Origin of the sequence: Daejeonella sp. (assembly GCF_049655485.1) — a bacterium.
In the GTDB taxonomy this organism is placed as follows: Bacteria; Bacteroidota; Bacteroidia; order Sphingobacteriales; family Sphingobacteriaceae; genus Daejeonella.
On the sequence record NZ_JBASJU010000145.1, the window covers coordinates 1 to 9,094 of the forward strand.

The 9,094-nt window shown below is 42.9% G+C and carries 12 protein-coding genes and 1 pseudogene; all 13 read right to left on the reverse strand.

Annotation, left to right across the window (positions count from 1 at the left end):
- On the reverse strand, nucleotides 1-1,120 hold a 1,120-nt coding region (locus WBJ10_RS05890; protein ID WP_424288600.1), incomplete at its 3' end, for a plasmid transfer protein.
- 10 nt (nucleotides 1,121-1,130) lie between these two features.
- Nucleotides 1,131-1,910 (reverse strand): hypothetical protein, encoded by a 780-nt coding sequence (locus WBJ10_RS05895; RefSeq protein WP_276348966.1) that lies wholly within the window; start codon nucleotides 1,908-1,910, stop codon nucleotides 1,131-1,133.
- A 2-nt stretch (nucleotides 1,911-1,912) separates the two neighbouring features.
- Nucleotides 1,913-2,575 (reverse strand): hypothetical protein, encoded by a 663-nt coding sequence (locus tag WBJ10_RS05900; RefSeq protein ID WP_276348965.1) that lies wholly within the window; start codon nucleotides 2,573-2,575, stop codon nucleotides 1,913-1,915.
- Between the two features lie 4 nt (nucleotides 2,576-2,579).
- Nucleotides 2,580-3,239 carry a hypothetical protein gene (locus tag WBJ10_RS05905; protein WP_276348964.1) on the reverse strand — a complete coding sequence of 220 codons (660 nt, stop codon included), beginning with the start codon at nucleotides 3,237-3,239 and terminating at the stop codon, nucleotides 2,580-2,582.
- Complete coding sequence (locus tag WBJ10_RS05910; protein ID WP_276348963.1) at nucleotides 3,236-3,898, reverse strand: hypothetical protein; 663 nt, start codon at nucleotides 3,896-3,898, stop codon at nucleotides 3,236-3,238. Before WBJ10_RS05910 ends, WBJ10_RS05905 begins: the two co-directional genes overlap by 4 nt.
- Entirely contained in the window at nucleotides 3,895-6,390 is a 2,496-nt protein-coding gene (locus WBJ10_RS05915; RefSeq protein ID WP_276348962.1) for a TraG family conjugative transposon ATPase, read from the reverse strand. The genes WBJ10_RS05910 and WBJ10_RS05915 overlap by 4 nt, the downstream gene beginning before the upstream one ends.
- Entirely contained in the window at nucleotides 6,362-6,670 is a 309-nt protein-coding gene (locus WBJ10_RS05920) for a DUF4133 domain-containing protein (protein ID WP_276348961.1), read from the reverse strand. The genes WBJ10_RS05915 and WBJ10_RS05920 overlap by 29 nt, the downstream gene beginning before the upstream one ends.
- Complete coding sequence (locus WBJ10_RS05925; RefSeq protein ID WP_324486128.1) at nucleotides 6,670-6,984, reverse strand: DUF4134 domain-containing protein; 315 nt, start codon at nucleotides 6,982-6,984, stop codon at nucleotides 6,670-6,672. The genes WBJ10_RS05920 and WBJ10_RS05925 overlap by 1 nt, the downstream gene beginning before the upstream one ends.
- Before the next feature lie 39 nt (nucleotides 6,985-7,023).
- Nucleotides 7,024-7,347, reverse strand: a complete 324-nt coding sequence (locus WBJ10_RS05930) for a DUF4134 family protein (protein ID WP_424288601.1) — start codon at nucleotides 7,345-7,347, stop codon at nucleotides 7,024-7,026.
- A 51-nt stretch (nucleotides 7,348-7,398) separates the two neighbouring features.
- Nucleotides 7,399-7,743: a hypothetical protein gene (locus WBJ10_RS05935; RefSeq protein WP_424288602.1), complete on the reverse strand. Its 345-nt coding sequence runs from the start codon at nucleotides 7,741-7,743 to the stop codon at nucleotides 7,399-7,401.
- Nucleotides 7,740-8,099: a hypothetical protein gene (locus tag WBJ10_RS05940; RefSeq protein WP_424288603.1), complete on the reverse strand. Its 360-nt coding sequence runs from the start codon at nucleotides 8,097-8,099 to the stop codon at nucleotides 7,740-7,742. The genes WBJ10_RS05935 and WBJ10_RS05940 overlap by 4 nt, the downstream gene beginning before the upstream one ends.
- Nucleotides 8,096-8,731 (reverse strand): ParA family protein, encoded by a 636-nt coding sequence (locus WBJ10_RS05945; RefSeq protein ID WP_324486135.1) that lies wholly within the window; start codon nucleotides 8,729-8,731, stop codon nucleotides 8,096-8,098. The genes WBJ10_RS05940 and WBJ10_RS05945 overlap by 4 nt, the downstream gene beginning before the upstream one ends.
- An 18-nt stretch (nucleotides 8,732-8,749) precedes the next feature.
- A pseudogene (locus tag WBJ10_RS05950) lies at nucleotides 8,750-9,094 on the reverse strand (hypothetical protein); the annotation flags it as partial.

Genomic DNA, 9,094 nt, shown 5'->3' on the forward strand with positions numbered 1-9,094 from the left:
TCATCATGCGGGACATATTGGATGCTCCTCTACCCATTGAAGAAGCAGCGGAGGTAATACCAGAGGTGGAAACGATCCATGTGGATATACTGGGAACGGTAAGCATGGTCAGTGCCCCGATGATAAACGTTCCAATAACAATCCCGAAAGAGAGGACACCATTTCCTGCAAACACACTAAGTTTCTCCATGCTAGCTCCTGATGTACCAACCAGTTCCTGGTAACGGGTAATTTCTGCTTCCATAGCATATTGCTGAAAAAGGGATGCAACATACATTACCAAATACGCAATGCCAGAGTACAGATTGACAGATATAAAGCGTGCCACCCATGTGCTAAACGAATCCCGAAAAGCAGGCAGAATACTGACCGCTACTGAAAAAGGCCCGAGAATGATCAATATTGTTGAAAAAATGATCTGGATAATAAAGATCACATAAACGCATATACGCAAGAACCACAAAGCAATCGTTTCCAATAAGGAAGTTGCAAGCAGTTGCAGACCGACCTGTAAACGGTTGCGCATCTCTACAATCGGGTTCCAAACTTCGGAGAATCCTTCCTTTACAGAAGACCTGACGGATTCCCAAGCATTTTCATACCAGGTATCTGCCTCCTTTTTGGCCGTTTCCGTTTGGGCCTGTATAGTGAGCAACTGATCAGACACTTCAACCATGAGCTTGGCACGTTGGAGGCGAAGGTCATTCACTGCCGTCTGGCTACCGTCAAACATGGCTTCGGTTTTATTGGCAATCACATCAGTCGGAAAAGCAACCACCCTTGTAAAAGTCGACCACCAGAGAATAACCATTACCAGGCCGAAAGGCCGTAAGAGCGGCATAATCTCCAGCTTTTTATCGCCCGACATCATCTCATACGATTTGATAGCAAAGAAAATGAGCATAAAGATTGCTGACAGTGCCTGTGCATCTGCAACGAAAGCATCGTAATGCGTCCACATAGTGTTCTTCATCTGTTTTAAAAAGTGCATTGTTCCTTCCTCATATACTCCATTCCCTTGTAGAAAATTAAATGTATCCTTGAAAGAGTCCGGGACATTCACGGGCTGACCCTGCACAAAAAAACCGGCGAGGCCGGTTATTATTTGGATTGTTGTCATAGCTATTCGTTTAAAGCTTGGATTTGTTCAGTACATCATCTGCGATCTGTTTATCCGTTCTGTACCCAGTATTTTTCTCAATCGGGACGCCCCGCCCTTTAACTTTATCCGCTGACTCCGCTAGAGAAAGATATAGTCTTGCATTTTGCTTCTTGGTGTCCCATGCTGCAGCCAGCTTGCGGTATTCGGACAGGAGGCGATGATAAGCTAACATACGGGATCCTCTATCTACAGTAGTATTACGTGCAGCATCCAGCCGTTCATTCAAGGCATGACTTTCTTCCTGGTACCAACTCAATACCCCGCTACGGTTCAGATAATCCTTTTCTTTTTGGGTAAGGCCGTTTAGTAATTCGTCATCCTGTTGATTTATTAGAGGATCGAATTCATGCCGATAGTACAACAACCATAATGGGTCGGCAGCAGAGGTTATGCCGGAATAGTTGACTGCTTCGGTGACTGCCGTATTTCGCAAAGTGTCTGCTTGTAATTTATAAGTATTCTCCGTGTTTTGCATCGCAGCAACAAAAATCAGACGTTGAGTCTGGGGCCCTATTGGTCCCAAGGGGCGCAGATCTTTTTTCTGGTAATCAGGATACCAGGCCCAGGTTAGCCAGTACAAGGGATTAAGACTTAAAAAACCAGGTTTTGGAGTAAATTTATTCTTATCCCACTGTTTAAACACCATCCGCTCTTGCTGATAACGGATAGATTCATCATTGATCACCATTTGTGCAAAAGCGAACCTGCAGCCTAAGAGGAGCAGGATTAATATTCGTATTATTTTCATCGTTATTTTTTTAGGAGGTTATATTTAAACAGGATATCATTTACCAGTCTGGTGTCCTGGTTGATAAAATCACGGTATGGGTTGGCTGTCTTCAGTACTCCATTCACTTTTGCCCAGTACATGGATCGACTCATACTGTAACATAAAGCCCGCATTACCCTTAGCTCCAGGATAACTTTGCGGAGAAGCGCATCTCGTTTTTCAAAATCCATCAGAACATTATCACCTTCTTTTAAGATGAACCCGGATACTTCGCTGACCAGGTTAACGCCACGCGATTTCATCTGCCGGGCAACATCTTCGGCAAACAAAAGCAATACAGGATTTGACTTTGCAATCGCAATCATATCGTTGCTTTCCTGAATGATTTCGTTGGAGATCTGCCCGATCTGTATGACTGTCAAACCGCTTTTGAGCGCCTGGTTTACTTGAGTTAAAGAGTTACGGATGAGCGTTTGTACCATTACAACGGAAGTGATATTAAGGTTAATATCATCCAGCCGGTTATTGATCGTATTCAGGTAGTTATTGTTTGTATTTTCGGCTACTAGGCGGACTGCTCCGTTTTCATTAACCGTTGCAAAGTGCCTGGGATCAAAAACCACAACCTGGGCAAAACCAGACAACCAGCCAACCCATAGTAAAAAAAAAAGAAGGTGTTTCATAAGATCAGGGGTTTTTAAGAAGCTCGACTTTTCGCAGGATGTCATCAACTAATCGTTTATCCTCATTGATAAAGTCTGCAAAGGGGTTTATAGATTGAAGTGCTTTTTTCCTGCTGGCGTAGTACATCGTTGCTGCCAGCCCTCTCGATGCCCCGGCGATCCTACGCAACTCTGTCAAAACATGGCTGAACAGTATTTTGCGGTCGCTGGATTTCATCTGGTTTAGATCACCGAAACTTATTGCCAGTCCGTACAAGTAGTTACTTAGTAAATATGCCTGATCAGCCATGTCCATTTCAGCGTTATAGGCAAGCAATATCAATAATGGGTCGTTACCTGCTTGCTGGAAAATAAGGTTTTGCTGCTGGATGATTTCTGTGATAACAGGCGCAGCTTGTAATCCAATCTGTGTAGCATCTATTGCCAATCCGAGCGTTTGGAAGCGGCTCTGCAATTCGCGGTATTTGGTTTTAAGCTTGCTCATTTGAGAACGGTTCACTTCTTCATTTGCAGATGTAATGGCTTGTTTATTTCTAGCTTCCTCTTGCTTGCTATGCTCTGATTTGCTTTCGGCCACTAACTGATGCAAGAGTTGTACATTTATCTGGGCTGATCCTTCAGACACTATGCCCAACAAGATCAAGAAGAGAATAAAATATTTCATTGCTTCAGGTATTTGGCATTTCGGATAATATCATCAGCGATCTGTTTATCGATATTGATATACCCCGCATAGGGGTTCAGAGAATTTAGTATCCCACGCTGTTTTGCCCAGTACATGGAGCGGTACATACCGTAGGCCACACCCCGTAAGATCATCAATTCATTAACGATCCTGTTCAACAGTTTTGCCCTTTCCCCCGAATCCATGAGGTTACTCTTACCACCTTGTAATACAAATGAACTGACCTCTGCGGCCAGGTTTGTAGCCCGTGTTTTAAACTCCCTGGCACCCCCTTCCGCAAATAGCAACAGCGCAGGATTGCTTTGGGCAATAGTGACCGCCTTGTTTACATCTTCCACTATGTCAATACTGATTTCGGTAATATCCTTTACCGCAAGTAATGATCGGACCACGCCCGATACCTCACTCAAACCTTTATAAATCTGGTTTTGCAAGTCGTTTACTATTACCAGTTGCCCTGTTACCGCCAGTTGTCCGCGCTGTATCAGGGTCAGGTTATCGTTGGTTTTATTAAGCTGGCCATTAATGATTCCTGAATGGGCTGCCGTTGCACCGGCTGTCGCCGGATCGATGTAGATCTGGGTAAAACCTGGCAAAACCAGCAGGCAAAACCCTAAAATTGAGATTAGCTTTTTCATATAAAATCAGGTTTAAAATATTCTAAAGAACCAACTGGGAGTATCCCTTCCAGATTAACTTTTCGGACAAATGTTTCAAGCTTCAAGCTGCTTCGCTCCAGATCGGAAACAAAAGCTTCCAGCCCTGCCTGGTAAGATCCGTAAGCCCTCATGTAGGTTTCAACGGCATTTTTTTCCGGCTTTTCGGTGGTATACGTCAGGTATTGAAATAGCGATACTTCCACACCATAAACTTCGCCGGTTGATCCCCTGCGGATATACACTTCCTTAAATTTTCCACGACCTTCCTTGTTGTCAAGTTGATTAATGGTGAAGATCTTTTTCTGTTCAATTGGTGTTAATGAAAGCAGTTTTGCGATATCATCGTAATTCTCCTTGAACTTGCTTTGATCCAGCAGGCAAATGGTATCAGAGTTATTCAGGATACTGTCTTTGACCACCGCATTACCCAAAATATCTCCAAGCTCCTGGGTGACCACAATAGGTTCCCCCCAGAATTTGCGCATGGTTTTATATAAATAAAGAATGTACCCTGCCATTAAGGGTGATGCAATAGCTTTCCAGGCCTCTTCAAGGATCAGGGCTTTACGTTGTCCTGTGCGGTGGCGCATCTTCTGTAAAACCACATCCATAATGATCAGAGTCACTATGGGAAATAAAACCTTATTCTCCTTGATGGAATCTATTTCGTAGACGATAAACCTTTCAGTAAATACGGAAGCATCAGAGGTTTCATTTAAGAGCGATCCGTATTCACCGCCTCTGCAAAATTTCTTTAAAACATAACGGTATTCATCAAGGTCAAAACTGATCTTTTCATGATCTTTGATCTCTCTAATCTTCTCTACCGAATAATGATAAAAGGAATCAAAATTTAGAGCATCTATTTTCTTTTTAGATTCCGGTATGAAGTAGTCAGAATAAAATGCTGAGATCACATTGGAAAATATGGTATCTTCTATCTGAGAAATCGAGCCTTCGGCTCCTTTAAGAAGCAACCCTATCAAGGTTTTTAAAAAATCTTTTTTCTCAATGTTATATTCACTTTCGCTGATAGCGAACGGGTTCATCGTAATAGGGTTCTTTTCGGTATAAGTGTAATATTTACCACCGAAGTAGGCACACAAACCGGAATATGAATGGCCTACATCGACAATGACCACATCCATATTGTAAAGCATATACTGTTCAAGAAGCGCACACATAAAAAAAGATTTTCCGCTTCCACTGCCTCCCAGAACAAATTTTGAGCGATTATTTATTCGGTTAGTACGCATCGGTAAATCCGCCGGGTCTATACCTACCGGGATTCCCTGGCGGTCGGTAAAACGGATCAGAAAATCCGAGTCCTCATCTGTCAGCATGGATTCTTTGAAGAAAAAGCATAGCGCAGCGTCCGAGGTCGTTAAAAACCAGTCGTATTTTTTCAATTCTACCGCATTGCCGGGAAGAGCAGAGCGAAAAAGCTCCAGTTGATTATAGGCATTGCGTGAAGGGATAATACCTTGCTGGAAAAGTGCTGCTTCAATAAAATTGGCGGCCTTGCTAATTTTGGAAGCCTCTGCGCAAACTATAATATTATAATGAGCATTTACCAGCAGCTGATTTTCCCTGGCCACATCAACAAGAAGCTGATCAATATCCTCCACACAAATCAGGTTGGCCGGATCAGGCACACCGGAATGCCGTTTACGTTTTAATTCCAGTTTATTCAGTGTAAGCTGTTGTCCGGGAATCTCAATCACCTGATTATAAACGATGCATTGATAACCGGGTACCTGATGCAGGAAGGAAAGGTTATCAACCGGGAATTCACGAAGGTTCTTACCATCATGCTTTTCAGTATATGTGCCGAGCTTTTCCGGCAGGTCTATCGTATCTGTATTGATTAAACTAATACTACGAACTGCCCTTGTACCAATTCCTAGTTGCTGATCCCCGGAAAGGATGTTATCCAGGACAGCGTGTCCGGATGAAAACTCCATACCCAGGATAGCGGTGATATAGCAATTGATCTCTGTTTCATTCAAAAGGTGAGGGCTCAAACCTGAGCCGTTCAAAAGGTCAGATATTTTGCCCCGGTGCTGATGAAAATCGTTCAGCACTTTCTTATCGTACACATAAAATGCCCCTCTTTTAACCTGACGTGTCAGAATAAGGTAGGTGCTAATGTTGGTATATTCCCTTCCCTCAAAATGTTCATTATATTTCTGTTGCAGGAATTCTGTGGCAGGCTTAGGCTGATATTTTTGACGGGAGAATACATCCTGTTTCTGGATGATATATCCTTCACCCAGAATTTTGATCATGTTAAGCAAGAGGTGATGGTAAGCTGAATAAGCGTCAGGATCTGCACCGTACTGCAAAACAGGGTTACGTATCTGAAAGATCATTGAGAAATCACCTCTTTCCCCATACAGTACAGCATGACCATCATCAGGATCAATACCGGCATAGGGCATTTTAAATGCGGTCTTTTGATGTGTTTGCATATTTTATTTTTAAATTGATGGGATGTATAAAGACTCCTTTGTGGCGAGTTTTTGAATGCAGGCCATTCTTCTGTTGGAAAAAGGTATAGGAAAGTCCTCCGGTAATGGACAGTATGGTTACGATCCCACCCAGATACATATTTGTCAGGGCACCCAGCAGGCCGCCTGATACCAACCCTAATGCCAGCGACCCGATACCCCAGGCAATAAACTTTCCTTTAAATCCCTTATATACAAGAGGCTTCTGCAGCCCCTTGTATATGGAAAATTTGCGAATCATCAAACACCAAAAAATGCCTTAATGACCACCGACACCAAAACCAGGAAGAGGCACGATCCTCCCCAGCCCATAAGTTCTTTGTTGATGTCGTTATCGCCGGAATTCCATTTGATGTATACGCGTACACCTCCTATGATTCCAACTACAGCCCCAATCGCAAGGGTTAATGTTGATACTGGATCTATGTAACTTGTCAGCGAAGATGTTGCTGCATTGATTCCGGTTGTGCCGCCGCCTCCTTGAGCCATGGCGGTTTGTACTGCTACAGTAAACAGCGCAGCAAATGATAACAGTTTTTGAGTTTTACTTGTCATAAGAGTAAGAATTAAAAAGGTTAATGTTTAAATGAAGAGTTAATTGACCCTGAAGAGAGCCCTGAGAAAGACACCGATCAGCGTTAGGAACAGGCAGGAAAAAAACCAGCCCATAACCTGGGCATCTATGTGATGATGTTTGCCGGATTGCCAGTTGGAATAGATTCTCAGACCTCCGAGTATTCCGCTGATCGCACCGATCACCAAAACCAGATCGGACAGACTGAAATACCAGCGGTGCATTTCGCCGCTTACCTGGTAGAATTCATTTATACCGGGTGGTTGTTGAGCAGAGCAAAAAAAAGGTAATGCAATAAAAAAGGCAGCCAAAGCTGCCTTCAAAAATTGAGGAATGGTTTTCATCCTGGAATTTGATTAAGGTGAACGTGAAGAAATCATACGTAGCAATAAAGTTTAATAAGGGATCGCCCTGGTATATTCGATGAGGTCATCCTTTGCCAGATTGAATAACTCTTTAATGCCAACGGCGCCTGTTGATCTAAGCAGTCCCGATGTAAAACTGGACTGTTTTGGAGTGTCCGGCTCTAGATTTTCCGATACAGATGGAGGTGCTGGTGTTTCCAACTCTTCTTCATAAGTAATCAGCTCAGGGCTATTATCTTCATTGAAAAACAATACATCCTGATCACTTTCGGACCCTGGTTGTTTGCGAGCCATAAAAAGGTCAAAGATTACATTCAGCCCATAGTAGGTGAGATAAGTCACTAATAAAATCAATAAAAAATTTGTCCATGTCATAAGTCAGTGTTTTTAAGGGTTTCTTTAATATAAGAGCTGAGCCAGGGATGCTGTTCCAGGAAAACTTGCAAACTGTATGCAATGAACTTGTTCATGTCAACACCTTTGGCCAGCTTTAGTTGCTTCAGCAAATTGGTTGTTCGGGTATCGAGGCGAATTAGCATTTTGTCAGAGCCGCAAAGCTCGTAGGCAGCAAGAGCATTAAATAGAGATGCAATTTCCTTATCCGTTACTTTAAGTGCAAAAGGCTTTTTAGTTTTTTCAGGAGGGTTTTCTTTAGGTGTTATCGGATTTTCTGCGTCCTGCGATCGGATTTTTTCCCTCAGTTCATCAGCAAGAGATTTAATACCAGTCATGGCTGTTCCTCCTTCAAAAGATAGGCTTCGTAAACCAAATCAAGGATCGGAAGGATTACCGGTAATAGGATAAGAGGCGTATGTACCGTGCTGATCCTTTGGAAATCTACGCGGTCAGCAATGCCAGGTGTTATGACACCAAAGCGTTGTAATACCTTTTCGACTTCAAGCCTGGTTTCGTATTTCACCGTGTTTTTGATACGGTTGGGAATAAAAATAAATGGTGCATGGTTATTAATCTTCCTGGCGACCATCGCAAACAGTAGTGTTGAGTCAACAGAGAATTCATCATAATTAAACGGGCATAAGATCATATCTCCGGCCAGGAACACGGGGATCAGCCCGTCATCGTCCATCTTGCCTGGCAAGTCGATGAGTACGATCTCGCCTTTATTCTTGTTTAATACATTTAGCAGCATAGGAAAATGCTTGAGATCTGAAGGGATCACTTCATAGTCCGGCTGGTTTTCCAAAATTTTCGCTTTTTCAGATTTGGAGGCGATGGACTGCTGATAATCCATGTCCAGTACAGTCACCCTTCGCTTGCGAATGGTAGCTAAATAATTGGCAAATAGCAGGGTGAGCGTACTCTTACCTGCGCCGCCTTTTTGATTGCCTATTAGTATAACCATTTCATGAATTTTATAAAGTTATCGGGTATTTGTTCTTGATTTTCTTTTCTTGCGCCGGTTCCGTCCGTGTATCGCTTCATCGTCAATGTCATCAGCAATATCTATTTGCAATTCAGACATAACAGGTGATATTCCTGTACCATCCTGTTCGGGTGAAGGTTCAGTAGTTATAGCATGGGTTTCATCCGGATTTTGATTTTCACTTGAATATTCATTAGGAGCTTCCTCATCAAAAGCCAGATTGTCCTGGGATATCTCTTTCATTATTCCAGAAAATTCAGGGCTGGTTTCCTCTTTGACTCCGGGTTGTAAGGGGTCAATAAACTCTTTTAAGGACATGACTTCGCCACCTTTAAAAACAGC

What these genes read in the sequence shown, in the direction of transcription:
- WBJ10_RS05895 (WP_276348966.1), bottom strand. Translation starts at nt 1,910, where the DNA reads ATGAAAATAATACGAATATTAATCCTGCTCCTCTTAGGCTGCAGGTTC.
- WBJ10_RS05900 (WP_276348965.1), bottom strand. Translation starts at nt 2,575, where the DNA reads ATGAAACACCTTCTTTTTTTTTTACTATGGGTTGGCTGGTTGTCTGGT.
- WBJ10_RS05905 (WP_276348964.1), bottom strand. Translation starts at nt 3,239, where the DNA reads ATGAAATATTTTATTCTCTTCTTGATCTTGTTGGGCATAGTGTCTGAA.
- WBJ10_RS05910 (WP_276348963.1), bottom strand. Translation starts at nt 3,898, where the DNA reads ATGAAAAAGCTAATCTCAATTTTAGGGTTTTGCCTGCTGGTTTTGCCA.
- WBJ10_RS05915 (WP_276348962.1), bottom strand. Translation starts at nt 6,390, where the DNA reads ATGCAAACACATCAAAAGACCGCATTTAAAATGCCCTATGCCGGTATT.
- WBJ10_RS05920 (WP_276348961.1), bottom strand. Translation starts at nt 6,670, where the DNA reads ATGATTCGCAAATTTTCCATATACAAGGGGCTGCAGAAGCCTCTTGTA.
- WBJ10_RS05925 (WP_324486128.1), bottom strand. Translation starts at nt 6,984, where the DNA reads ATGACAAGTAAAACTCAAAAACTGTTATCATTTGCTGCGCTGTTTACT.
- WBJ10_RS05930 (WP_424288601.1), bottom strand. Translation starts at nt 7,347, where the DNA reads ATGAAAACCATTCCTCAATTTTTGAAGGCAGCTTTGGCTGCCTTTTTT.
- WBJ10_RS05935 (WP_424288602.1), bottom strand. Translation starts at nt 7,743, where the DNA reads ATGACATGGACAAATTTTTTATTGATTTTATTAGTGACTTATCTCACC.
- WBJ10_RS05940 (WP_424288603.1), bottom strand. Translation starts at nt 8,099, where the DNA reads ATGACTGGTATTAAATCTCTTGCTGATGAACTGAGGGAAAAAATCCGA.
- WBJ10_RS05945 (WP_324486135.1), bottom strand. Translation starts at nt 8,731, where the DNA reads ATGGTTATACTAATAGGCAATCAAAAAGGCGGCGCAGGTAAGAGTACG.